This window comes from Burkholderia sp. WSM2232, assembly GCF_000472545.1.
Lineage (GTDB): Bacteria > Pseudomonadota > Gammaproteobacteria > Burkholderiales > Burkholderiaceae > Paraburkholderia.
Map to the genome: position 1 here is coordinate 170,645 of NZ_AWZV01000003.1, position 25,061 is coordinate 195,705.

The window sequence follows — 25,061 nt, forward strand, 5'->3', positions numbered from 1 at the left end:
CCCGTTTGACCAACACTGCGTTGCATACGGCGTTGGATGTCACGACGGAAGATCCTGTTCCCAGATGAAGCCGGTGCCTTTAGTGGCCGTGCCGCTCGCCGGCCGCGACGGGCCCCTCTTTCGATTGCCGGCTCAGCATCAGCGTGACGACGGCGGACACGGCCAGCGTCGCGCCGACCACATACAGGCCCGCTGAATAGCCGCCCGTCACGTTCTTCAGCCAGCCGATTGCGAACGGACCGACAAAGCCGCCGAGATTGCCGATCGAATTGATCATCGCGATTCCCGCCGCCGCCCCGGCGCCCGACAGGAACATGCTCGGCATGGCCCACAACGGCGCTTTGGCCGCGCTAATGCCGACGTTCACGACCACGAGCGCAAGCACGATCATCAGCGCAGAGGCCGCGTTACCGGCGAACACGAAGCCGAGACAGGCCAGCACGCATGGAATCACGACATGCCAGGTGCGCTCTTCGGTGCGGTCCGAGTGCTTCGCCCACAGAATCATGACGACCACTGCGACGATGCTCGGTATGCCCGCCAGCAAGCCCGTCTGAAACGCGTCGAAGCCGTACTGCCTGATGATGAGCGGCGCCCACAAGCCGAGCGTGTACAAGCCCGCGGAGGTGCCGAAGTAAATCAGCGCCAACGCCAGAACGCGCGGGTCGCGCAGCGCGCTCAAGGCGCCCGCAGTGTGCCCCGCATGGGACTGCCGCGCGTCGGCTTCCGTTTTCAGCTTCGCGATCAGCCATTCGCGTTCATCAGGCGCGAGCCATTGCGCTTTCGACGGCGTGTCGGTCAGGTACTTCAGTACCAAGAAGCCGAGGATCACCGCCGGCAGTGCCTCCAGAATGTAGAGCATTTGCCAGTCCGCGAGACCTGCGAACGACGGCAGCTTCATGATCGCGCCGGAAATGGGCGAGCCGATGGCGGTGGAGATGGGCGCGGCAGCCATGAACCACGCGGCCGCGACGGCGCGCTGACGGGTTGGAAACCACAAGCTCAGATACAGGATGATGCCGGGGAAGAAGCCCGCTTCAGCCACGCCGAGCAGAAAGCGCAGCGCGTAAAAGCTGTTCGGCCCGACGACGAATGCCGACGCCAGCGAAACGATGCCCCACGACACCATCACGCGGGCAATCCAGCGGCGAGCGCCGACCTTGTGAAGAATGAGATTCGACGGCACCTCGAACAGAAAGTAGCCGATGAAGAACAGGCCGCCGCCAAATCCGAATGCGGTTGGCGAAAGGCCAATGGCCTTGTTCATCGTCAGCGCGGCGAAGCCCACGTTGACACGGTCCAGAAAGCTCACGAAATACAACAGCATCACGAACGGGATGATCCGCAGCATCAGCTTGCGGGACACCCGGGTTTCGAGGTCCGTCATGATTGTCTCCTCCTCTGGAGGCTCGAGCGTTGTGCTCTTGTGAATGCGGCAGAGTGCGAAGCGCGCCGCAGCCGCCGTATGTGGGCCGTTTCTTTTCTGGCCGGCGGGCGGGCGGCGCGGCGCGAAAACTTTCGCGCAGTGAAGGCTTGCGCCGCTTACGCGGCGTTGCCCAAGGGCATTCCTTTCGAGGCGTTCGCGCTGTTCGCTGCGGCTTGTTCGATGAACGCGCAAACCGCAGCGGTTACCTGTGCGGTGGTCGCTGTGCCGCCCAGGTCGCCCGTATGCAGCGATTTATCGGCGGTCACCGTTTCCACTGCCTGCATCACGCGGTTCGCCGCATCGACTTCGCCGAGATGCTCGAGCAGCATCACGACCGACCAGAACGTGCCCACCGGATTCGCGAGTCCCTTGCCCATGATGTCGAACGCGGAGCCGTGGATCGGCTCGAACATCGAAGGAAAGCGCCGTTCCGGGTCGATATTGCCGGTCGGCGCAATGCCGAGGCTGCCGGCAAGCGCGGCTGCCAGATCGCTGAGAATATCGGCGTGCAGGTTGGTCGCGACGATGGTGTCGAGGCTGGCGGGACGGTTGATCATGCGCGCGGTCGACGCGTCCACCAGTTCCTTGTCCCATGTGACGTCGGGGAATTCCTTCGAGACCTGTAGTGCGATTTCGTCCCACATCACCATGGCGTGACGTTGTGCGTTGCTCTTGGTGATGACAGTCAGCAGCTTGCGCGGACGCGATTGCGCGAGCCGGAACGCGAAGCGCATGATGCGTTCGACGCCGGCGCGGGTCATGATCGACACGTCCGTTGCGGCTTCGATTGGATGGCCCTGGTGAACGCGGCCGCCCACGCCGGAGTACTCGCCCTCCGAGTTCTCGCGCACGATCACCCAGTTCAAATCCTCGGGTTTGCAGCGCTTTAGCGGTGCGTCGATGCCCGGCAGGATGCGCGTGGGGCGCACGTTCGCGTACTGGTCGAAACCCTGGCAGATCTTCAGACGAAGGCCCCACAGCGTGACGTGATCGGCAATGTGCGGATCGCCCGCTGAGCCGAACAGAATCGCATCCTTGTCGCGGATCGCATCCAGTCCGTCCGCCGGCATCATCACGCCGTGCTTGCGGTAATAGTCGCCGCCCCAGTCGAAATTTTCGAATTCGAATGCGAACGACTGCGTGGTTCTCGCCAGCGCTTCGAGAACCTGGGCGCCGGCCGGCACCACCTCTTTGCCGATACCGTCGCCGGGAATGGTAGCGATGCGATAGGTCTTCATGCTGCGTCTCCGGAAATGTTGTGCGATTGCGACGACTGTACGCACATCTGCGCGCAAAAACCGGTGCTAGACTCAAAGCATCTTTAACTTCAATTCATAAGTGCAGCCCATGCCAGATACCGTCCAGCCAGCCGATTTGAGCTTTTTCTCGACGCTGGCGGCATCCGGCAGCCTGAGCGCGGCGGCGCGCGAACTGGGTTTGACGGCGGCGGCCGTGAGCAAGCGGCTCACTCAAATGGAGAGCCGCGCGGGCGTCGCGCTCGTCAACCGCACGACGCGCCGCATGATGCTCACGCCCGAAGGCGACTTGTATCTGCAGCATGCGCGCAGGATTCTCGACGAGATCGACGAACTCGCCGAGTTGCTCGGTTCGGCGAAGAAGAGCCCCAAGGGACTGCTGCGCGTGAATGCCACGCTCGGCTTTGGGCGCAGCCATGTCGGGCCCGCCATTTCGCGCTTTGTCGCAAAGTATCCGCAGGTATCGGTGCAGCTTCAGTTGTCGGTCACGCCGCCGCCGCTCACGGACGATACGTTCGACGTTTGCATCCGTTTTGGCGAGCCGCCCGATACGCGCGTAATCGCGCGGCGCCTCGCGGGCAACCGGCGTTTGTTGTGCGCGGCGCCTTCATACATCGCTTCGCACGGCATGCCGATGACGCCGCACGATCTCACGCGGCACAACTGCATCGGCATTCGTCAGGGCGACGAGGCATATGGCGTGTGGCGTCTGACTTCGGGCAAGGGTGCGTCGCAGAAGACCGAAGCGGTGCGCATCAAAGGCACGCTGACCACGAACGACGGCGAGATAGCGGTGAAGTGGGCGCTCGAAGGGCACGGCATTCTGTTGCGCGCGGAGTGGGATATCAAACAGTACCTGGCCGATGGCTCGCTCGTGGTCGTGCTGCCCGGTTATGACACGCCGAATGCGGACATCTTCGCCGTTTACTCGCAACGGCATCAGATGTCGAACCGCATTCGTGCGTTCGTGGATTTTGTCGCGCGGGATCTGGCGGAGGTGGGGTGACCCAGTGTCGCCTGTATTGATTGGCACAGTACTACTGCATGGAGGCGCAACTGTGAACGTGCAACTGAACCATACTATCGTCTGGTGCCGCGACAAGCAGGCGTCGACCCGGTTTCTTCAGGATATTCTCGATCTGCCGGCTCCCGTTCCATTCGGAGAAATGCTGGTCGTGCAGATGGCCAATGACGTGTCGCTGGATTTTTTCGACAGCGATGAACCGATTTCCTCGCAGCACTACGCGTTTCTGATCGGCGACGAAGAATTCGAGCGGGCGTTCGTGCGCATTCGCGAGCGAGGCATTCAGTATTGGGCCGACCCCGGCAAACAACGCGCGGGCGAAACGTATTTGCACAACGGCGGCCGCGGGCTTTACTTCGACGACCCGGACGGTCATTTGCTGGAGTTGATGACGCGGCCTTATGCAGTGGGCGGCTAGCTTTGCCGCAGCGGGCAGAATGTGCGCGATTCCAGCGCAAAGCGACCAGGCGCACCACGATTGCGCTGCTTATACTGCATGTTCCGATTTCATCAACCGTTTCCAGGCAAGAGCGTCGGCCATGACATTCACGGTGAAAAGCGTAGAGCAACTGGAGCAGATTTACGGCGAGCCGCACGAGCGCGCCGTGTGGAAGGAAATTGACTGCCTCAACAGCGACTATCAGGCGTTCGTGCGCGCTTCGCCTTTCGCGGTGCTGTCTTCCGTGGGCGCGGGTGGCACCGATTGCTCGCCGAAAGGCGATGCGGCCGGCTTCGTTCAGGTATTGGACGAGCGCACGCTAGCGTTGCCGGACAGGCCGGGCAATAACCGCATCGACAGTTTGAAGAACATCGTGACTGATCCGCGCGTCTCTTTGCTGTTCCTGGTGCCGGGCGTTGGCGAGACGTTGCGGGTGAATGGGCGTGCGGAGATTTCCATCGACCCTGAGCTGCTCGAGCGGTTCGAAGTCCGCGGAAAATTGCCGCGTACGGTGCTCATTGTGCATGTCGAGGCGGCATATTTTCACTGCTCGAAGGCACTGGTGCGCTCCGCGCTGTGGGACCCGCAAAAGCAGGCTGACCGCGCGAGTTTGCCGAGCGCAGGCGATATGCACAGGCGTCTGAGCGGAGGCACGTTCGATGGCGCACAGTACGATAAGGAGGCGCCGGAGCGGGTCATGAAGGGGCTTTATTGAGCGATAGCGAGCAAACCTGCCCGAGGCCGCAGTCGCAGCCGCAGCCGCAGAGAACGTAAACGAAAATGCCCCTGAAAAACAGGGGCATTTGTACAGGTCACGCTGTCTACAGCACAAACCCTGGCGGGTTCTGAACGCCGCGTTTAGAACTTGTGGCGAATGCCCACGCGGAACGCCAGCTGATTGTCCGCGCCGGTGCCCGACGTGTTGAAGTAGCTGGTGCTCGAACCGATCTGCGCCTGCAGATCCTGCGTGCCGTTGCGGCCTGCTGCAATCTGATAGATGCCGAGCGCGTAGACGTCGGTGCGCTTGCTCAGCGCATAGTCGACGCTCAGGTCGACCTGGTTCCAATGGCCGCGGTTGGCGTTGCTCAGGTGCATGTAGGTGTAGCCCGCGCCTGCCGTCAGCGCCGGCGTGAACGCGTACTTGGCGCCCGCTTCATACGCAGCGAACGTGGTCGCGCCGCCCGTGATCGGTGCAAGGCGCGTGTTCGTGTACAACGCCCACAGCGTGGCCGCTGCAATCGTGTAACGGCCGCCCACGCCGAACGTGCGCAGATCGCGGATGTTGCCCGTCGTCACGTTCGCGATGGTCGTCGAGAATGCGGGAGTAGCCTGGCTCGGGTAGTGGATGTCCGTGTATGCCGCGCCCACGCCGAACGGGCCGTTCGCGTAGTTCACACCAAAGCTGTACGCACGCGACGAACCCGCGACCGGCGCAGCGGTCGTACCCGATGCCGGTGCGCCTGCGAATGCGCCCGCCTGGTTCGAGAAGCCGTACATTGCGCCGAAAGTCAGGCCCGCGAAATTCGCGCTGCTGAACTTGACCGAATTGTTGATGCGGCTCGACGTCAACTGGTCGATGTCGTTGATGTGATAGGCGTAGTTGCCTGCAACGGTTTGACCGCCGGTCGAATACGCGCCGCCGAGGTAATCGGTCGAGAACGAGTATTGACGGCCGAACGTCAGCGAGCCGACGTTGTTTTGCGACAGGCCCACATACGCCTGACGGCCGAACAGCGCGCCGCCCTGGCCGAGCGTGCCGTTACCGCTGTTAAAGCCGTTTTCCAGCACGAACAGCGCCTTCAGACCGTTGCCGAGGTCTTCCGTGCCGCGCAGGCCCCAACGGCTGCCTTGAGCAACGCCGTCGTCGTACTTGAAGAGATTGTCGTGACCCGTGGTGGTCTTTGAGTTGTTGACATAGCTGATGCCGGCGTCGATCACGCCATACAGCGAGACGCTGCTTTGTGCATGTGCTGCGCTTGCGAAGACTGCGAGGGTAGCGGCGGTCAATAGTTTCTTGTTCAAAACGTTCTCCGATTAAAAATTAAGCGATCGCGGCGCCATGCTCTTTGGCAAGGTCGCGCGATGGCCGGAAATTTAAGGGAACGCTGGGTAAGGCATATGACAGGCACATTCATTTTTAGATGTGTCGCGCATACGCCACAGTCCAGTTAATGCGGCGAATCATTGCGCGGCATTGAGCGCTGCCTCGCGTGCATAAGCTTTTTCTGCTTCGCCGATATAAGCCTGTGAAAAACGATTGGTTTCAGAGCGCCGCCGCCGCGTGCGACGATGCGCGCCTGTCAATCCAACCGTTTATGGGGAAATGCATGCAACGCCGGATCATCATCAGGAATCTGCTTGCCGTGGCGAGCGCCGCCGCTCTTTCGTTGACGACAACGTTTGCACATGCCGACGGCAAGCAGCTCAAGGTCGGCACGATGAGCGGCCCGGACGCGCAAATCTGGTCGGTCGTGACAAAGGTGGCGGCGCGCGAAGGGCTGAACCTCAAAGTGATCGAATTCAACGACTACGTGCAGCCGAACGCCGCATTGGATGCAGGCGATCTCGACGCCAACGGCTTTCAGCATCAGCCGTTTCTCGATAGCCAGATCAGGCAGCGCGGCTACAAGATTGTCAATGTCGGGCTGACGTATGTGTCGCCCATGGGCTTCTATTCGAAGAAACTCAAATCGCTGAAAGATCTGCCGGAGGGCGCGAAGGTGGGCATTCAGAACGATCCCTCGAACGGAAACCGCGCGTTGCTGCTGCTGCAGAAGTACGGCGTGATCCGGCTGAAGCCGGGCGTCGGCACGAACGGCGTCAATGCGACACCGCTCGACGTGGCCGAAAATCCGAAGAAGATCAAACTGGTCGAGCTGGACGCCGCGCAACTGCCGCGTGCGCTGGGTGACCTGGACGCGGCATCCATCAATACCGACTATGCCGTGAAGGCGGGACTGCAGCCGACTAAAGACGCGATTGCAATCGAAGACCTGAAAGGGCCTTACGCGAACCTGATCGCCGTGCGCGATCAGGACCGCAACCAGCCGTGGGTGAAAAAACTGGTTGCCGCGTACGAGTCCGATGAAGTGCGCAAGTTCATCGACACGCAGTTCAAGGGCGCGATTGTTCCCGCGTTCTGATGCTTCGCTTTGACGCTTCGTTCTGACGCGAAGCGAGTGCGGAAGGCGCCCTTACGGCGCCTCCTTTATTTGCTGCGGCCCAATCAATTGCTCAGCAGCGAGCCGCTGCGAAACGCGGTTGCGCCTGCAATGCGTGCGAACTCAATGCCGGCGGTGGCAAAGCGCGTCAGGTGCCGCGCGTACAGCACGCCGGCCACGCTGCTCTTTAACGTGACGACGCGGTCGGTCAGCGGATCGACAATGTCGGCGATTTCAGTGCCTGCGTCGATCCATGTACCCACTTCACAGCGATACACCAGCACACCGCTGATGGGCGCCACGATCGGCTCCGCGCCGGCGAGCGGCGTGGCCGCGAATTCGAGCGGCGGCAAGGGCGCCGCCGTACCCTCGATCACGCCACGCCCGGTCAGATATTCGATGATCGCCTGGGCGTCGCGCTCGGCGTACTCGTAGGACACCTCGCGCTGGCCGCGCAATTCGATGGTGACCGAAATGGAGCCGTTCGGAATGGGGAAACGTTCGCCGAAACGGCCGCGCAGATCCGACCAGCAGAAGCTGTGAATTTCGTCGAACGGATTGCCGACGGAGTTCAGCGCGAGCAGCGACGCCTTTGCTTCGAGGTAACGCGCAAGCGGCTCCACCTCCGGCCACAGGTCCGGATTCGTGTACAGGTGCATGGCGGCTTCCCAGTCGCAATGCAGATCGAGCACCACGTCCGCGTCGTACGAGAGCTTTTGCAGCGCGAGACGCTGCGATTCGAGTTCTGTCGCGGGCTGTTGCGCTTCGAGAGCCTCGCGCATCGCCGTGCGGATCGCCGTGCGGTTTGCGTCGACGTTATCGGTGAGGCGCTCCTCGATAACCGGCAACACCAGCGCGGACAGATCGTGGAAATTGCGGTTGAAGTTCTGCGCGGTGTTGGTTTCGAAGCGCCCCGTCAGGTGCCCGAGGAAGTGCTGGTTCAGGCCGATCGGGTTCGCTACCGGCACGATCACGACTTCGCCGCGCAGCTTGCCGGCAGCTTCGAGCGAGGCGAGCTTGCGACGCAGTGCCCACGAAACGAGCATGCCCGGCAGTTCGTCGGCATGCAGGGACGACTGGATATAAATCTTTTGTCCGCCGGCCGGACCGTAATGAAAACTGGTCAGGCTGCGGGCGGTCCCGAGTGTCGGGGCAATCAGCGGATGGGATTGGGTTTGCATGGTTGTCGATTTCGCGGGGAAGGCGGCGCGCCGCTATGTCGTTGATTACAGGGAGAAGCTTGCAGGGCGCGAGGCGCCGGCGGCACAAACTGGCGGCAGACCCGCGGCACCTCGATCGCACGATCTTAGCCGATACGGCGATGCGCGTGTTTGCCCGGCGCAAAGCGGGGCGCAAAGCGGGGCGAAAGCGCGGCAATAGCGCGGCAATAGCGTGGCACCAGGCAGAACACCAGGCAGATCATCAGGCAGATCATCAGGCAGGCACAAAACAAAACGGGCTCCGCGTGTGGCGGAGCCCGTTCCGGGGCCGTTCAGCGCGCCGCTAGACGCGTGGCGGGCGCGTGGACGTGGAGTCCGGCGTATTAGCTGCCGTACACGTCGAAGTCGAAGTACTTCTTCTCGAGCTTCTTGTACGTGCCGTCCTTGATGATGTCGGCGATGGCCTTGTCCACCTTCGCCTTCAGGTCCGTATCTTCCTTGCGCATGCCGATACCCGCGCCGTTGCCGAGAATCTTCGGATCGTCCAGGTTTTTGCCGACGAAGTCGAAGCCTGCGCCGCGCGGCGTTTTCAGGAAGCCGATTTCAGCTTGCACGGCGTCCTGCAGCGCTGCGTCGAGGCGACCCGACAGCAAGTCCGCGTACACCTGGTCCTGGTTCTGATACGGCACGACCTTGGTGCCCTTCGGTTCCCAGTAAGCCTTCGCGTAGGTTTCCTGGATCGTGCCCTGTTCGACGCCGACCGTCTTGCCTTTCAGCGATTCAGCCGTCGGCAGGATGCCCGAACCCTTCTTCGCGACGAGGCGCGTCGGCGTGTTGAACAGCTTCGACGAGAAGGCGATCTGTTCGGCGCGTTGCGGCGTCATGGACATCGACGACAGCACGCCGTCGAACTTCTTGGCCTTCAGCGCCGGAATCATGCCGTCGAAGTCGTTTTCCACCCACACGCACTTGGCTTTCAGGCGCGCGCAAATTTCGTTGCCGAGGTCGATATCGAAGCCAACGAGCTTGCCGTCGGAGCCTTTGGACTCGAACGGGGGATAGCTGGCATCGACGCCGAAACGGATGGTGGACCAATCTTTAGCGTGTGCGCCAATCGAGACGGTGGCAAGCAGAGCAACCGTCAAAGCCGCTAGCAGTTTTTTCACTGTTTAACTCCTCGGTGTAGTTCAAATACTCCCACATGCGGTTGTGCCGCTGGCGGGAAACCCGGCGCGACTCACGACCGGGCCTGGGTTGAAGCTGCCGGCCGGGGCGGCCAGCAACGCGCGCCAAGCTTATCAGTTCAAAAAGATTGGGTAGTTAGTGAAACACCGGATGGCGGACGACGGACGCCTCTAAAACAAAGGCGCTCCTGCCTGCTTGCCGCCGCAGGCGATGTATGCCGCATCAATATGCCGCCATCGACGCAGGACGTTATGCCGCATTCCATCATGCTGTGATACCACCCTGAATACGAATCGTTAAATAGTGTTTGCGTTGGCAGCGTCTATTTAATTCATCGCAAGATTAAAGAAAGTTAAAGTGCGTGCCGTTAAGACGTGATGATTGCTCGCCGTGTCCCGCCTAGGCCGAGTTATTTCTGGGCATTCAGGCAGTAAGGAAACCAAAAACATATTGCTTGGCGCTATCATCGTTGCTCCTCTCGTTCGCCATGCGGCGCAAAAACACAGCAGTCCTGTCTGAGGAAACGTTCTCCGGTATTCATTCGCGATTCATTACGCGGACATAGGCTCGCCCGAACTGCCTTCTGCTCAACGGTGTTGTATGCACAAGATTTCGACGGCAGATAAAAAGTGCTGCAACGCGCGGCGCGGCCAGCGGCGAATGACGGCGGCTGCGCGGCGCTCGCGGTCGGCGGCGCCTCGCTGCTGCGGCGTCTTGCTGCGACTCCTGCTGAGCGTGCTTCTTTGCGTTGGGATGTTTTCGGCAGCGTCGGCCGAGGCCACGAAAAAAGTCCTGCATGTTCTCGCATGGCCCGGTTACGCCGATGCCGACGTGGTCAGAACTTTCGAATCGCGCTACAACGTGAGGGTGGAGGTTACGCTCGTCGATTCCGACGAAGCACTGTGGGCGCAACTGCATGCGAAAAACGCCCCGCCTTTCGACGTACTCGCTGCGAACACGGCCGAAGTACAGCGCTATACGCGCGCCAATCTGCTCGCGCCGCTCGATCTGCAAAGCTTGCCGAATACGGCAAGACAGTTGCCGCGATTCCAGGCGCGCGCGGCGATCCAGGGACTCGTGACAAACGGCAAGGTCTACGCCATTCCGTTTACCTATTCGTCGATGGGCCTCATTTACGACCGCAAGCAGGTGCCGGTTGCGCCGCGCTCCATGCGCGAACTCTGGAACCCGCGCTACCGCGGCAAGGTGCTCGATTTCAACAGCGCGCAGCACAACTTTTCTTTCACGGCGCTGGCGTTGGGTTATCGCGATCCCTTCAATCTGAACGACGAGCAGATGCGGGCGATCGCTCACAAGCTCGTCGAACTGCGCCGCAATCTGTTGACGTATTACACGTTGCCCGAAGAGGCCACTGCGTTTTTCATCCAGCATAAGGTCGCGTTGATGTTCGGCAACTACGGCACGCAGCAAGTGGAACTGCTGCGCCGCGCCGGCGCCGATGTCGGCTACGTGATTCCAGACGAAGGTGTGCTCGCGTGGCTCGACTGCTGGTCGATGACGCGCGCGGCGGCCGATCCCGCGCTCGCGCTCGCATGGATCAACTACATGCTCGAACCGGACGTAAGCCGGCTGCTGACGCAGCGGCAGGGGCTCGCCAATACACTGACCGCGCCCACCGCGAGTAACGATAACGCGCGCATCGTGTGGATCCGTCCGGTCGAGAACATTCAGCGGCGCGAGGACCTGTGGGCCAGAATTGCGTCCGGTGACCGCTCGGAGCGCTTCTGATGTTCCGCCCTGGCCTCACCTTCAAACTGTCTGTGCTGCTCGCCTGCATCGGGGTGCTGGCATCGGGCGCGACCGGCTATTACGCGTACCACTCGAATCGCACCATGCTCGTGAAGGAGGCCGGGCGCAGCTTGCTGACCTCGACGGAATTGCTCGGCGAGCGCATTTCCGCATCCATCGACGATGTCGGCGCGGACGCGCTTGTGCTCGCGAGTCTCCCCTCGTCGGCGGAAGTCGCGGCGAGCGACGACGGCTTCGGCAAGAACCTGCTGCGCGAGCGGCTCGCGCAGGTGTATTCGAGCATCATGGTTCATCACGCTCAATACCTGCAAGTCCGTCTGATCAGCCGCGCGCATCATGGGTTGGAGATCATTCGATTCGACCGCGACGCCGACGGACTCATGCGTGTGCAAGGCGTCGATTTGCAGGAAAAAGGACAGTTTCCATACGTATTCGAGCCGCTCGCATTTTCTCCGGGGCGCATTTACACGTCGCCTATTCTGGTCAATCACGAATACGGCGCGCACGCGGCGCAAGGCAGGCCGACGCTGCGGGTCGCCACGCCCGTGACGAATGCGCAGGGTGTGGTGGTGGGCGTCGTGGTGATCGACGTGGATCTCGGGGAGTTGTTAAAGCGCTTGCAAAGCGATCTGCCGAGCGATTATCAGGTCTATCTCGCGAACGAATGGGGCGACTTTCTCGTTCATCCCGACCCGGCCAAAACCTTCGGCTTCGACGTGGGCCGCCGCGTGTTGATGCAGGATAGCTTCGCTGTCACCAGGCCGCTGTTCGATCAGAAGGAAAGCGAGGTACTGGTGGACGACATGGCGCATCCCCGGCAGACGGATGGTCAGGTGCTCGCCTTTGTACGCAGACCGTTCGGCGCATCCGAGGGCAACCGTTTCATCGTGCTGGGGCTCGGCAAGCCGCTCCAGGACGTGCTGTCCGGCGCGCACCTGCTGGGCGACAGCATCGTCCATATGGTGCTGATTTTCAGCGTGCTGGCCGTGCTGCTCGCGATTCTCTTCGCCCGCGCGCTCACGAGGCCGCTGCATATGCTCGCGTACGCGGCGACTCATCTGTTCGCCGAACATGCGATGGAAACGCTGCCGCTCAAGCGCACTGACGAAATCGGCGTGCTCGCGCGCTGCTTTGATCGCCTGCGCCGTGAAATCCGCTCGCAAATGGACGCGCTGCACGTCAAGCAGCGCGAGCTCGTGCATCTGGCCACGCACGACGTGCTGACCGGATTGCCGAACCGCACGCTGTTCATGGAGAAGCTCGAACGTGCGATTCAGGACGCGACGCGCCGCCGCGAGGGACTCGCGGTGCTGTTCGTGGACCTCGACCGCTTCAAGCAGATCAACGATCAGTTCGGCCATTCCGTCGGCGACAAGGTGCTCGTTGCGGTGGCGCGGCGGCTCAAACAGGTGCTCCATTCCGCGGATGTTGTCGCGCGACTCGGCGGCGACGAATTCATCGTGCTGATAGAAGGGCCGCGTTCGGCGGAAGCGGCGCCGGGCGTCGCGTCGCGCATCATGACGACGCTCAACGAAGAAATCGTGATGGACGGCCAGGGCATGACGGTGGGCGCGAGCATCGGCATCAGCCAGTTTCCCGACGACAGCGGTACGGCCGAAGAACTGTTGCTCAATGCAGACGCTGCGATGTACGTGGCGAAATCCGGGGGACGGTGCGCCTATCTGCGTTATCAGGACGTGCTCGAAGCGCGCCGGCGGGAGCAGGCCGAGCGTGCCGAAGCGGTGCACGCGCAGACCGGCGAGGGAGCAACCGAAGGACAGGAAGCCGAGCCCACGGCTTGAAGACGCGCCGCGTCTCACGAGTAGGTGCAAGTCCGCTGCCGCTGTGCGCGCGCGGGCTTTGCAGCGGCTGCGGCTTGCAATGAAGAGGCCCAAAAAACACCGTCTTGTGGCAAAGTGTGCCGTTTTACAGCCACGAGGTGAGGGGCCAATGACAGGTCGCCTGGTCTATGTGATGGGGCCTTCCGGCGCCGGCAAAGACGCGTTGCTTGGGTTCGCGCGCAAGCGTCTTGCGGGCGAGCCGATTCTGTTCGTGCATCGCTACATTACGCGGCCAAGCGGAAATGGCGAGGAACATATCGCGCTTAGTGTCGAAGAGTTCGCCGCCCGCTCGCTGCTCGGTCTCTTCGCGCTCGAGTGGTCGAGCCATTCGCTGCGCTACGGCATCGGTATCGAACTCGACGCGTGGCTCGCGCGCGGCTGCACGGTGGTCGTGAACGGCTCGCGCCAGTATCTGCATCACGCGCTCGCACGCTATCCGCGCGCCGAAGTCGTGCATGTGGATGCCGCGCCGCATATTCTCGAGGCGCGTCTCGGCGCGCGGGCTCGCGAATCGGCCGAACAGGTGGCCGCAAGGCTCGCGCGCCACGCGCCATTCTCGTTGCCCGACGGTGTGCGCTGCGAATCCATCGACAATTCCGGCGAGCTGGAAGACGCGGGCCATGCGTTTATCGCCTTTCTCCAGGCCGCAGGAAGGCGCTAGGCGTGTGCCTGTGTCGTCGTGTCGTCCTGCCAGCCTTGAGCTTCCCATTACGGAGTCTTTTGCAAAATGAGCGAAACCGCGCGTTTCACTGAAGTAGCCGACCTGATTCCCGCCGCCGAAAGCCTGCGCGAGATTCGCCATCACATTCATCGCCATCCCGAGCTCGCTTACGAAGAGTTGGAAACCGCTGCGCTCGTGGCCGAACGGCTCGAGCAATGGGGCTGGCAGGTCACGCGCGGCGTCGGTCAAACCGGTGTGGTGGGCACGCTGAAGGTAGGCGACGGCCAGCGCAGCATCGGCATTCGAGCGGACATGGACGCTTTGCCGATCGTCGAGCAGACCGGCCTGCCTTATGCGAGCGGCACGCACGGCAAGATGCACGCGTGCGGCCACGACGGCCATACCACCATGCTGCTGGGCGCGGCACAACGCCTTGCGCACACGCGCAACTTTTCGGGCACGGTGCATCTGTACTTTCAGCCGGCGGAAGAGAGCGGCGTAGACAGCGGCGCGCAGAAAATGATCGAAGACGGCCTGTTCGAGCGCTTTCCGTGCGACGCCGTGTTCGGTCTGCACAATCATCCGGGCGCGGAGCCCGGCGTGCTGCTGTTCCGCAAGGGGCCGTTCATGTCGGCGGGCGACAAGGCGGTCATCACGATCGAAGGCGTGGGCGGCCATGCGGCGCGCCCGCATCTGACGGTCGATCCGGTCGTGGTGGCCGCGAGCATTGTCATGGCATTGCAGACGATCGTTGCGCGCAATGTCGATCCGTCGCAACCGGCGGTGGTGACGGTTGGCTCTATGCATGCAGGCACGGCTAGCAACGTGATCGCCGGTACGGCAACGCTCGAGTTGAGCGTGCGGTCGTTCAGCGCGGAAGTACGCGCGCTGCTGAAAAAGCGCATTGCCGAGCTTGCCGAGTCACAGGCCGCGAGTTACGGCGCCAAAGCCGTTGTCGAATATATCGAAGGCTATCCGGTCGTCATTAATTCGGATGACGAAACAGATTTCGCGATTGAGGTTGCGCGCGAACTGGTGGGCGATGACAAGGTCGTCGCACAGACCGACCTACTGATGGGCAGCGAAGACTTTGCGTTCATGCTGCAAAAAAGGCCGGGGACCTTTCTGCGTATCGGCAATGGCGTGGGCGAGGACGGCTGCATGGTGCACAACCCGCATTACGATTTCAACGACCGCAACCTGCCGGTGGGCGCCGCGTTCTGGACGCGGCTCGTGGAGCGGTATCTCAGCCGTTAAAGCGTGCGACGGCCGCGGCGCCGGCCGTGCGCGCGCGCTTTTTTCGTTTTGGCGTGGCAGACCGCGGCGACATCAACCGCGCCGTGCCACCATCTCGGACACGGTTTGCGCCGCCTGTTGCAGCGGCTCGAGAAACGCCTTGACCATTTGCTTCGCGGAATTGCGCTGCGCATTGCCGCTGATGTTCATGGCCGCGATCACCCGCCCCTGGCGATTGCGGATCGGCGCGGACAGCGAGATCAAACCGCCTTCCAGTTCCTGATCGACGATAGCCCAGCCCTGGCGGCGCACCTGCGCGATCAGCTTCTTCAACTCTTCCTTGTCGGTTACCGTGCGCGGCGTGTGCGCATAAAGCGGTGACGAGTTCAGGGTGGCGTCGAGCGTGTCGTCGTCGAGTGCGGAGAGCAGCACGCGGCCCATCGACGTGCAATAGGCCGGCAAGCGGCTACCGATCGACAGGTTGATCGTCATGATCTTGTGAGTCGGCACGCGCAGCACATAGACGATCTCGGTACGGTCCAGCACGGCCGCCGAGCAGCTTTCGTGCACCTGCGCGGACAACTCTTCCATGACCGGTTCGGCGAGGTTCCAGAACGGCATCGACGTCAGATACGCAAAGCCCAGGTCGAGAATTTTCGGCGTGAGGCGAAAGAGGCGCCCCTCGGCTTCCACGTAGCCGAGCGTCTGCAAGGTCAGCAGGATCCGGCGCGCGCCGGCTCGCGTGAGGCCAGTGGCGGCGGCCACGTCGGTGAGCGTCTGTTCCGGGCGTTTCGCGTCGAACGCGCGGATCACCGCGAGGCCACGCGCGAACGATTGGACGTAGGAGTCGCCCGGTTTGTCCGGGGCCGGTTCGGCGTTGGCGGGAACGTCGGAAGACGGCGGCAAGGCTTTGCTCATGGACCTGGAAGAATGCGTTCGGAGAACTCGGACACCGCTGGGGCCGACGGGATCGTCACAGCGGTGCATGAAGGCGTGACGATAGCTTAAGCCCTCAGTTTCGCCAACTTCGCCGGCCTTCGGACGCCGGAGCGCCAAACCCAGGGTTTGCGCGGATGCAGCACGCATGCAAAATTTGTATGATGACCCGATGACATGACAATGAGGCATGGGATGTTCGACAAGATTCCAGCGCGCGCCTTGAGCGACACGGTCGCGCAGCAGCTTCTCAAGCAGATCGACAAGGGCGCCTTCGAGCGCGGCGGCAAGCTGCCGACCGAAGCAGTGCTCGCGCAGCAGTTCGGCGTGAGCCGCACGGTAATTCGCGAGGCGATCTCGCGGCTGAAGAACGAGGGCGTGGTCGAGCCGCGCCAGGGCAGCGGCGTGTTCGTCGCGGCGCACGGGACCGTCCGGCCGCTGCGCATCGACTACGCGGAAGCGGTGGAGCCGGGCTCGGTCGTGCAGATTCTTGCGCTGCGGCGGGCGATCGAAGCTGAGGTCGCGTCCGAGGCCGCGATGCGCCGTAGCGACGCGGACATGGTCGCCATCGACGCGGCGCTCGCAAAGATCGATGAGGCCGTGGCCGAAGGCGAGGACGGCGTGACTGAAGACGTCGCGTTCCACCGTGCGATTGCGGCGGCCACCGGCAATCCGTATTTCCTCAAGACGCTGACGTTCCTGAACCAGTATCTCGAGGCGGGCACGGTGGTTACCCGTCGCAACGAGGCATTGCGCGAGGACTTCTCGCGCCAGGTGCGTGAGGAGCACGCGGCCATTGCCGCCGCGATCCGCGCGGGCGACCCGATGGCCGCGCGCAATGCAGCGCGCACCCACATGTACAACGCGGCGCGGCGGCTTGCGGAAGCAGGCATTCGCTGATGGGTCGCCACGGTCCATACAAGCTGCGCACGCCGCGCTTCCCGCACGCCTCGCGCTAGTCGGTGCTAGTGCGTAACAGATTCCAGAGAGGTTCAAGCATGTCCAGAAATGTCGGTGTCATCGGTCTTGGCGCAATGGGCCTGGGCGTCGCGCGCTCGTTGCTGCGCGCGGGCTTTCGCGTTCACGCCTGCGACCTGCGCGACGAGGTGCTGCAGGCGTTCGTCAACGAGGGCGGCGTGGGTTGTGCATCGCCTGCGGAACTCGGCGCGCAATGCGAGGTGGTCGTCACACTGGTCGTGAATGCAGCGCAAACCGAAGCCGTGCTGTTCGGCGAACAGGGCGCTGTGGCGGCGATGAAGCCGGGCGGCCTCGTGATCGCAAGCGCGACGGTGGCGCCCGACTTCGCGATCGAACTCGGCAAGCGCATCGAGGCCGCCGGCTTGCAGATGCTCGACGCCCCGGTTTCCGGCGGCGCGGCGCGCGCCGCGTCCGGCGAAATGACGATGATGACCTCCGGCCCCGCAGCGGCTTACGCGGCGTGCGAAGACGTGCTGGCGGCGATGGCCGGCAAGGTCTACCGCCTCGGCTCGGCGCACGGCGCCGGGTCGAAGGCAAAGATCATCAACCAGTTGCTCGCGGGCGTGCATATCGCGGTGGCGGCGGAGGCGATGGCACTCGGCTTGCGCGAAGGCGTGGACCCGGCTGCGCTCTATGACGTGATCACGCACAGCGCGGGCAATTCATGGATGTTTGAAAACCGCGTGCCGCACATACTGAATGGCGATTACACGCCGCTGTCGGCCGTGGACATTTTCGTCAAGGATCTCGGTCTCGTGCTGGATACCGCGCGCCGCTCGAAGTTTCCGTTGCCGCTTTCAGCGGCGGCGCACCAGATGTTCATGATGGCGTCCACGGCCGGTCACGGCGGCGAGGACGATTCCGCGGTCATCAAGATTTTCCCCGGCATTGATGTGCCGGCGGCGAAGTAACGGAGCGCGCTGCCATGACGGCTTCCACACAACGCGCGCTGCTAGGCTGCATCGCCGACGACTTCACCGGCGCAACCGACCTCGCCAACATGCTGGTGCGCGGCGGCATGCGTACCGTTCAGACTATCGGCGTGCCCGGGCAGGGCGAAGGGATCGAGGCCGACGCAATCGTCGTCGCGCTAAAGTCGCGCACCATCCCTGCTGCCGAAGCAGTCGCGCAATCGCTCGCGGCGCTCGACTGGTTGCGTGCGCAAGGGTGCCGCCAGTTCGTTTTCAAATACTGTTCCACTTTCGATTCCACCGACGCGGGCAACATCGGCCCTGTCACAGATGCGCTGCTCGATGCGCTCGCCGACGGCGACGAGGCAAGCGCGTTCACAATTGCGTGTCCGGCGTTTCCCGAGAACGGCCGCACGATTTTTCGCGGGCATCTGTTCGTCGGCGATGCATTGCTCAACGAGTCGGGGATGGAAAACCATCCGCTCACGCCGATGCGTGACGCGAACCTTGTGCGTGTGCTGCAGCGTCAGACGCAATCGAAGGTCGGGCTCGTACGTTATGACGCCGTCGCGAGGGGCGTCAATGCGGTGCGCGAATCGTTCGACGCATTGCGCAACGACGGGGTCCGCATGGCTATTGCCGATGCGGTCTGCGACGCGGACCTCTACGTGCTCGGCGAAGCATGCGCCGACCTCACGCTGATCACAGGCGGTTCGGGTATCGCGCTCGGTTTGCCGGGCAACTTTCGCCGCGCGGGCTTGCTTCAGTCACATGACAATGCGGCGCAACTGCCGCGTGTCGAGGGCTTGTCTGCGGTGTTGGCGGGCAGCGCGTCGAAAGCGACCAATGCACAAGTGGCGGCATGGCGCGAAACGCGGCCCGCGTTTCGCGTCGATCCCCTCGCGGCGGCGCGCGGCGAAGCAGTGGTCGAACAGGCGCTTGCATTCGCGCAGACGCATCTCGACAAAGCCGAGCCGATGCTGATCTACGCCACCGCCACGCCCGACGAGGTGAAGGCGGTGCAGAACCAACTCGGCGTCGATCGGGCAGGGCATCTGGTCGAAGCCACGCTGGCTTCCATTGCGCGCGGCCTGCATGAGCGCGGGGTGCGCAAGTTCGTGGTGGCGGGAGGCGAGACTTCGGGGGCCGTGGTGCAGGCGCTGAACGTGCGCAGCTTGCGCATCGGCGCGCAGATCGATCCGGGCGTGCCCGCTACGGCGACAACCGGCGCACAGCCGCTCGCGCTTGCGCTCAAGTCAGGCAACTTCGGCACCACTGACTTCTTCGAAAAAGCGCTGCGCCATCTGAACGGAGGCGCTCAATGAGCAACTCAATGGACAGCGCAAAGGCAGGCACGCCGGCCATCCACGCGACGCAGGAAGCGCGCGTGCGCGAGGAAATCTGCGTGAGCGGCGCGAGTCTTTACGAGCGCGGCTATACGGTGGGCAGCGCGGGCAATATCAGCGCACGGCTGGACGACGGCTGGCTCATCACGCCAACCGACGCCTGTCTCGGCCGGCTCGATCCGGCCGATATCGCCAAGGTCGATCTCGCGGGCAATGCGGTGTCGGGCGGCAAGCCGTCGAAAACGCTGGCACTGCATCGCGGCATCTATGCCCGCAACGCAGAAGCGCGCGGCATCGTCCACACGCATTCGACCCATCTGGTTGCGCTGACGCTCGCGGGCGTCTGGAGCGAGCATGACGTACTGCCGCCCATTACGCCCTACTACGTGATGAAAGTGGGCCACGTCCCGCTGATTCGTTACAGCCGGCCGGGCGATCCGCAGGTCGCCGCGCAAATCGAGGCTTTGGCCGACAGCGTGCGTGCCGTGCTGCTCGAACGCCTGGGTCCGGTGGTGTGGGAGCGGTCGGTTGCGCATGCCTCCTATGCGCTCGAAGAGCTCGAGGAAACCGCGCGTTTGTGGCTCATGACGAACCCGCGGCCCGCACCGCTCGACGAAGCCGCGCTTGCAGAACTACGCAACGTGTTCGGCGCACGCTGGTAGCTGCCCGCGGTCGACTAGCACAATCGGTCACGTTCGAGCCACACAAACCCAGATCGCCGCAGGCGACGTATCACCCTTCCAGTCAAGGAGACATTGCATGAGTTCGTATCAGGCCGTATCGGGCCAGCCGATCGCGGCGGCCGTGGGACAACCCGGCGCCGCGCAAGTCGAGCGTACCTACAGGAAAGTGTTCTGGCGCATCGTCCCGTTCCTCATGCTGTGCTACGTGGTCGCTTATCTTGATCGCGTGAACGTGGGTTTCGCCAAGCTGCAGATGTCGCAAGATCTGGCGTTCAGCGAGACGGTGTTCGGTCTGGGGGCAGGTGTGTTTTTCATCGGTTATTTTCTGTTTGAACTGCCAAGCAATATTCTGATGCACAAGATCGGCGCGCGTATCTGGATTGCGCGCATCATGATTACGTGGGGCGTAATGTCGGCGCTGTTCGTCTTCGTCAAGACGCCGGCGCAGTTCTATATCCTGCGCTTTTTGCTCGGGCTCGCCGAAGCCGGTTTTTATCCTGGCGTGATTCTGTATCTGACTTACTGGTTTCCGTCGCATCGGCGCGCGAAAATCATTGCGGTGTTCATGTCGGCGATTCCGGTGTCGGGCATTTTCGGCAATCCGCTCTCGGGCTGGATCATGCAGGCGTTCCACAATAGCTCAGGTCTCGCGGGCTGGCAGTGGATGTTCCTGATCGAAGCGGTGCCGGCGGTCGCTATCGGCATTGCGACGATCCTCTATCTCGACAACGGCATTGCCAGCGCGAAATGGCTGAGCGAACCGGAAAAGCGCTTGCTCAGCGACGAAATCGCCGCCTCGCAGCCGAAGGAAAAGGCCAACGCGCATTCGCTGCGCGCGGTGTTCCGCGATCCGCGCACGTGGTGGATGTCGTTGATCTACTTCGCGTTCGTGACCGGCCAATACGGGCTCACGTTCTGGATGCCGACGCTCATCAAATCGACAGGCGTGAGCGGCGCATTCAACATCGGCTTGCTAAGCGCCATTCCGTTTGTCTGCGCGATCGTCGTGATGAACGTGCTCGGCCACAGCGCCGACAAACATCGCGAACGCCGCTGGCATCTGATCGTGCCGGCGCTGTTCGGCGCGGTGGGCTTCACGGTAGCGGCATCGTTTGCGAGCAACACGGTCGTGTCGATTGCGTTTCTCTCGCTTGCCGCAGCCGGCGTGCTGACCTGCGCGCCGCTCTTCTGGTCGCTGCCGACGGCGTTCATGTCGGGCGCGACTGCCGCAGCCGGCATTGCGATCATCAACTCGATCGGCAATCTGGCGGGTTTCGCAAGCCCTTATATGATCGGTTATCTGAAGGACCTCACGCACAGCACGCAAACCGGCATGTATGTGCTGGCCGGCATGCTGGTAATCGGCGCGCTTGCCACGTGGCTCACGCCTGCGAAAATGGTCAACCGTTAATCACGTGGCGCGCGGCGTACGCATAGCTGTCACGGCTTTGCGTGCCGCGCCCCGAACCTCGCTTCATAGGAGTTGCCGCCATGCCTCGCTTCGCCGCGAATCTCTCGATGATGTACAACGAGCACGCGTTCCTCGACCGCTTTGCCGCTGCCGCGAAAGATGGCTTCAAAGCAGTGGAGTTCCTGTTTCCGTATGATTTTCGTGCCGAAGAAATCAAGGCACGGCTCGATGCGAACGGCCTGACGCAGGCGCTCTTCAACGCGCCGCCGGGCGACTGGGCAAGCGGCGAGCGCGGCATTGCAACGCTGCCAGGGCGCGAAGACGAATTTCGCCGCAGCATCGACACGGCGCTCGACTACGCGCGAGTGATCGGCAACCGCAAACTGCATGTCATGGCGGGTCTGATCGCTGCGGACCAGTCCCGCGAGCGGCATCGCGAGGTTTATCTGCGCAACCTCGCGCATGCTGCACAAGTCGCGCAAGCCGAGGGCATCACGATCGTGATCGAGCCTATCAACACACGCGACATGCCGGGCTTTTTCCTCAACCGGCAGGACGAAGCACAGGCCATCTGCACGGAGGTCGGCGCGCCGAATCTGAAGGTGCAGTTCGACTGTTACCACTGCCAGATTGTCGAAGGCGATCTGGCAATGAAACTCAGGCGCGATTACGCGGGCATCGGCCACATTCAGATTGCGGGCGTGCCGGAGCGGCACGAGCCTGACACGGGTGAGATCAACTATCCGTATCTGTTCGAGGTGATCGACTCTCTCGGCTACGACGGCTATATCGGCTGCGAATACCGGCCGCGCGCCGCGACTTCGGCGGGACTCGGCTGGCTCAAGCCCTATCTGAACGCAGCGTGACAGCAAACGACCAACACGAGGGCACAATCGAATCATGAAAGTACTGATTACCGGCGGCGCGGGATTTCTTGGCCAGCGCCTCGCACGTGAACTGCTCGCGCGCGGCTCGCTGAAAGACGCGCAAGGCACGCCGCAAGCACTCACGGAACTGGTGTTGCTCGACGTCGTGCAGGCGCACGATTTCGGCGACAGCCGCGTGCGGACCGAAGTGGGCGATATCGCGGAGCGCAGCGTGCTCGAGCGCGTGATCGACGGCGATACGGCAGCCATTTTTCATTTGGCCGCGATTGTCAGCGGCCAGGCCGAAGCGGACTTCGATCTCGGCATGCGCATCAATCTGGACGCATCGCGCCTGTTACTGGATGTATGCCGCCATCGCGGACATCGGCCGCGCGTTGTGTTCACCAGTTCGGTCGCGGTATATGGCGGCAACCTGCCCGAGGTCGTGCAGAACGATACGGCGCTCAATCCGCAGTCGTCTTATGGCGCGCAAAAGGCGATTGCCGAATTGCTGCTCAACGACTACTCGCGGCGCGGGTTTGTCGACGGGCGCGTGCTGCGTCTGCCCACCATCAGCGTGAGGCCGGGCCGACCCAACGCAGCGGCGTCCTCGTTTGCGAGCGGCATTATCCGCGAGCCGCTGAACGGCGAAGAGGCCGTGTGTCCTGTCGACGGCGCGACGCGCCTGTGGCTGCTGTCGCCGCGTCAAGCAATTGAGTGTCTGATCGCAGGACTCGAACTGGACGCCGCCGCGCTCGGCAACCAGCGCGTGCTGAACCTGCCGGGCATTTCCGTCAGCGTCGACGAAATGGTCGCGGCGCTGCGCGAAGTAGCTGGCGACGAAGTCGCGAAACGCATTGTCTGGCAGCCGGACGCGCGCGTGGCAAAAATTGTCGGCAGTTGGCCCGGCCGCTGGGATACCTCGCGCGCCGAGCAGCTCGGCCTGCGCGGCGACCGCAATTTCGCCGACGTGATTCGCGGCTATATCGCCGACGAAGGCATTCAGACGCGCTGAAAACTTCCCCCAGCCTCGCGCCGCGGCCTTGGTGGACAAGGCGCGCGGCGCGAGCGCTTCTTTCGTCCGACGCCTTACGGCACTGCCGGCATCTTGCGCGTCTGTCCTGACGTTGCCTGCTCTGGACAAGCGCACGCTTGACAACGTTTCCGCCACACGCCTATTATCGAGCCTTGATGTTCGATATACGACCTATTGTTCGTATAAAGAACAAATCGCCCGGCGGCGCAAGCGCATCGCTCAGTGTCTTGCGCTAAGCTGAAACCGTATGAGGCCACCCCTCGTCGAGCCCGTCCGGCCGATGCCCGACTCGTCCGTCCGAAGCGGCGCGTGGCGCGCGCATCCCATGCTGACGACGCGGCGCAAGCAGCACATCACTGGAGACACACATGACCGAAGCATTTCTGTGCGACGCGATTCGCACCCCCATTGGCCGCTATGCGGGCTCGCTGTCGTCGGTTCGTGCCGACGACCTGGGCGCGGTGCCGCTCAAGGCGCTGATGGAGCGCAACCAGAACGTCGACTGGAACGCCGTTGACGACGTGATCTACGGCTGTGCGAACCAGGCCGGCGAAGACAACCGCAACGTCGCGCGCATGTCGCTGCTGCTGGCCGGCTTGCCGCAAGGCGTGCCAGGCTCGACGGTGAACCGTCTGTGCGGTTCGGGCATGGACGCGGTCGGCATCGCCGCGCGGGCAATCAAGTCGGGCGAGGCCGCGTTGATGGTGGCGGGCGGCGTGGAAAGCATGAGTCGCGCGCCGTTCGTAATGGGCAAGGCGGCGAGCGCATTCTCGCGCCAGGCCGACATTTACGACACGACCATTGGCTGGCGCTTCGTCAACCCGTTGATGAAGCAGATGTACGGCGTCGACTCGATGCCCGAGACCGGCGAAAACGTGGCCACCGACTACAAGATCAGCCGTGCCGATCAGGACGCATTTGCACTGCGCAGCCAGCAGAAAGCGGCCCGCGCGCAGAAGGACGGCACGCTCGCGCAGGAAATTGTCGGCGTGACGATCGCGCAGAAGAAGGGCGATCCGATTACCGTGTCGCAAGACGAGCATCCGCGTGAAACGAGCCTCGAGGCGCTCGCGAAACTCAAGGGCGTGGTGCGCCCGGATGGCACGGTGACGGCAGGTAACGCGTCGGGCGTCAACGACGGCGCGGCCGCGCTCCTGCTCGCCAACGAAGAGACCGCGAAGCGCTTCGGCCTCACGCCGCGCGCCCGCGTGCTGGGCATTGCAACCGCGGGTGTCGCGCCGCGCGTGATGGGCATGGGTCCGGCGCCGGCCACGCAAAAGCTGCTGGCGCGCCTGAGCATGAGCATCGATCAGTTCGACGTGATCGAGCTGAACGAGGCGTTTGCCTCGCAAGGCATTGCGGTGCTGCGTACGCTCGGCGTGGCCGACGACGACGCACGCGTCAATCCGAACGGCGGCGCGATTGCACTGGGCCATCCGCTTGGCATGAGCGGCGCGCGGCTCGTGACTACGGCGATGTATCAATTGCAGCGCACGCAAGGGCGCTTTGCGCTGTGCACTATGTGCATTGGCGTGGGACAGGGCATCGCGATCGCCATCGAACGCGTTTAAGAGTGCCCCGCAGATGCGGTTGAATGCATCTGCATACGGCGTCATGCAATACAACGGGCAACAGCCTCTTCGCGAAAGCGAAGAGGCTGTTTGTTTTTTGCGCTGCCCTGATTCGATCAACGCGGTAGAACTACTCAATCCGCATGCGACGATGCGCGGGATTG

General features: G+C 62.8%; 22 protein-coding genes. 16 read left to right on the plus strand and 6 right to left on the minus strand.

Annotated elements, in window-relative coordinates; translation table 11 throughout:
• Positions 1–79: 79 nt before the first annotated feature.
• Both F757_RS0100740 and F757_RS0100745 read right to left on the minus strand, forming a co-directional pair.
• Positions 80–1,387 carry an MFS transporter gene (locus tag F757_RS0100740; protein ID WP_035466019.1) on the minus strand — a complete coding sequence of 436 codons (1,308 nt, stop codon included), beginning with the start codon at positions 1,385–1,387 and terminating at the stop codon, positions 80–82.
• Between the two features lie 155 nt (positions 1,388–1,542).
• Positions 1,543–2,664, minus strand: a complete 1,122-nt coding sequence (locus F757_RS0100745) for a tartrate dehydrogenase (protein ID WP_027209691.1) — start codon at positions 2,662–2,664, stop codon at positions 1,543–1,545.
• A 109-nt stretch (positions 2,665–2,773) separates the two neighbouring features.
• Here F757_RS0100745 and F757_RS0100750 point away from each other — a divergent pair, with 109 nt between their 5' ends.
• The 3 genes from F757_RS0100750 (at position 2,774) to F757_RS0100760 (ending at position 4,860) form a co-directional block, all read left to right on the plus strand.
• A complete protein-coding gene (locus F757_RS0100750) occupies positions 2,774–3,688 on the plus strand; it encodes a LysR substrate-binding domain-containing protein (RefSeq protein WP_027209692.1) in 915 nt (304 codons plus the stop codon).
• Between the two features lie 52 nt (positions 3,689–3,740).
• Entirely contained in the window at positions 3,741–4,124 is a 384-nt protein-coding gene (locus F757_RS0100755) for a VOC family protein (RefSeq protein WP_027209693.1), read from the plus strand.
• 121 nt (positions 4,125–4,245) lie between these two features.
• Positions 4,246–4,860: a pyridoxamine 5'-phosphate oxidase family protein gene (locus tag F757_RS0100760; RefSeq protein ID WP_027209694.1), complete on the plus strand. Its 615-nt coding sequence runs from the start codon at positions 4,246–4,248 to the stop codon at positions 4,858–4,860.
• A 143-nt stretch (positions 4,861–5,003) separates the two neighbouring features.
• Here the strand turns inward: F757_RS0100760 and F757_RS0100765 are convergent, their stop codons facing one another.
• Complete coding sequence (locus F757_RS0100765; protein WP_027209695.1) at positions 5,004–6,167, minus strand: porin; 1,164 nt, start codon at positions 6,165–6,167, stop codon at positions 5,004–5,006.
• Positions 6,168–6,472: 305 nt separating this feature from the next.
• Here F757_RS0100765 and F757_RS0100770 point away from each other — a divergent pair, with 305 nt between their 5' ends.
• Positions 6,473–7,288: a MetQ/NlpA family ABC transporter substrate-binding protein gene (locus F757_RS0100770; protein WP_027209696.1), complete on the plus strand. Its 816-nt coding sequence runs from the start codon at positions 6,473–6,475 to the stop codon at positions 7,286–7,288.
• 83 nt (positions 7,289–7,371) lie between these two features.
• On the opposite strand, the gene F757_RS0100775 is transcribed toward F757_RS0100770, so the two are convergent.
• Together F757_RS0100775 and F757_RS0100785 are read right to left on the minus strand one after the other, a co-directional pair.
• The gene (locus F757_RS0100775; RefSeq protein WP_027209697.1) at positions 7,372–8,487 is read right to left on the minus strand and encodes a succinylglutamate desuccinylase/aspartoacylase family protein; all 1,116 of its coding nucleotides are present in this window, start codon (positions 8,485–8,487) and stop codon (positions 7,372–7,374) included.
• A gap of 362 nt (positions 8,488–8,849) precedes the next feature.
• Entirely contained in the window at positions 8,850–9,632 is a 783-nt protein-coding gene (locus F757_RS0100785; RefSeq protein ID WP_027209698.1) for an ABC transporter substrate-binding protein, read from the minus strand.
• A gap of 619 nt (positions 9,633–10,251) precedes the next feature.
• On the opposite strand from F757_RS0100785, the gene F757_RS0100790 reads away from it, so the two are divergent.
• From F757_RS0100790 to F757_RS0100805, 4 genes are all read left to right on the plus strand, one after another.
• The gene (locus tag F757_RS0100790) at positions 10,252–11,400 is read left to right on the plus strand and encodes an extracellular solute-binding protein (RefSeq protein WP_027209699.1); all 1,149 of its coding nucleotides are present in this window, start codon (positions 10,252–10,254) and stop codon (positions 11,398–11,400) included.
• Positions 11,400–13,223 carry a diguanylate cyclase domain-containing protein gene (locus tag F757_RS0100795; RefSeq protein WP_027209700.1) on the plus strand — a complete coding sequence of 608 codons (1,824 nt, stop codon included), beginning with the start codon at positions 11,400–11,402 and terminating at the stop codon, positions 13,221–13,223. The genes F757_RS0100790 and F757_RS0100795 overlap by 1 nt, the downstream gene beginning before the upstream one ends.
• A gap of 148 nt (positions 13,224–13,371) precedes the next feature.
• Positions 13,372–13,923, plus strand: a complete 552-nt coding sequence (gene phnN, locus F757_RS0100800) for a phosphonate metabolism protein/1,5-bisphosphokinase (PRPP-forming) PhnN (protein ID WP_027209701.1) — start codon at positions 13,372–13,374, stop codon at positions 13,921–13,923.
• Positions 13,924–13,989: 66 nt separating this feature from the next.
• Entirely contained in the window at positions 13,990–15,180 is a 1,191-nt protein-coding gene (locus F757_RS0100805) for a M20 aminoacylase family protein (protein WP_027209702.1), read from the plus strand.
• A gap of 72 nt (positions 15,181–15,252) precedes the next feature.
• On the opposite strand, the gene F757_RS0100810 is transcribed toward F757_RS0100805, so the two are convergent.
• Positions 15,253–16,077 carry an IclR family transcriptional regulator gene (locus F757_RS0100810; protein ID WP_027209703.1) on the minus strand — a complete coding sequence of 275 codons (825 nt, stop codon included), beginning with the start codon at positions 16,075–16,077 and terminating at the stop codon, positions 15,253–15,255.
• Positions 16,078–16,290: 213 nt separating this feature from the next.
• Here F757_RS0100810 and F757_RS0100815 point away from each other — a divergent pair, with 213 nt between their 5' ends.
• The 8 genes from F757_RS0100815 (at position 16,291) to pcaF (ending at position 24,897) form a co-directional block, all read left to right on the plus strand.
• Positions 16,291–16,995, plus strand: coding sequence for a FadR/GntR family transcriptional regulator (locus F757_RS0100815; protein ID WP_027209704.1), 705 nt, complete (start codon positions 16,291–16,293; stop codon positions 16,993–16,995).
• 98 nt (positions 16,996–17,093) lie between these two features.
• Complete coding sequence (ltnD, locus tag F757_RS0100820) at positions 17,094–17,984, plus strand: L-threonate dehydrogenase (RefSeq protein ID WP_027209705.1); 891 nt, start codon at positions 17,094–17,096, stop codon at positions 17,982–17,984.
• Between the two features lie 14 nt (positions 17,985–17,998).
• Positions 17,999–19,309 carry a 3-oxo-tetronate kinase gene (gene otnK, locus F757_RS0100825; protein WP_027209706.1) on the plus strand — a complete coding sequence of 437 codons (1,311 nt, stop codon included), beginning with the start codon at positions 17,999–18,001 and terminating at the stop codon, positions 19,307–19,309.
• Positions 19,306–19,992 carry a 3-oxo-tetronate 4-phosphate decarboxylase gene (gene otnC, locus F757_RS0100830; protein WP_198021328.1) on the plus strand — a complete coding sequence of 229 codons (687 nt, stop codon included), beginning with the start codon at positions 19,306–19,308 and terminating at the stop codon, positions 19,990–19,992. The genes otnK and otnC overlap by 4 nt, the downstream gene beginning before the upstream one ends.
• Before the next feature lie 97 nt (positions 19,993–20,089).
• On the plus strand, positions 20,090–21,424 hold the full coding sequence (locus tag F757_RS0100835; RefSeq protein WP_027209708.1) for an MFS transporter: 1,335 nt from the start codon (positions 20,090–20,092) through the stop codon (positions 21,422–21,424).
• Positions 21,425–21,504: 80 nt separating this feature from the next.
• The gene (gene otnI, locus F757_RS0100840; protein ID WP_027209709.1) at positions 21,505–22,290 is read left to right on the plus strand and encodes a 2-oxo-tetronate isomerase; all 786 of its coding nucleotides are present in this window, start codon (positions 21,505–21,507) and stop codon (positions 22,288–22,290) included.
• A gap of 34 nt (positions 22,291–22,324) precedes the next feature.
• Positions 22,325–23,305, plus strand: coding sequence for a D-erythronate dehydrogenase (gene denD, locus F757_RS0100845; protein ID WP_027209710.1), 981 nt, complete (start codon positions 22,325–22,327; stop codon positions 23,303–23,305).
• Positions 23,306–23,694: 389 nt separating this feature from the next.
• The gene (gene pcaF, locus F757_RS0100850; RefSeq protein WP_027209711.1) at positions 23,695–24,897 is read left to right on the plus strand and encodes a 3-oxoadipyl-CoA thiolase; all 1,203 of its coding nucleotides are present in this window, start codon (positions 23,695–23,697) and stop codon (positions 24,895–24,897) included.
• Positions 24,898–25,061: the final 164 nt, after the last annotated feature.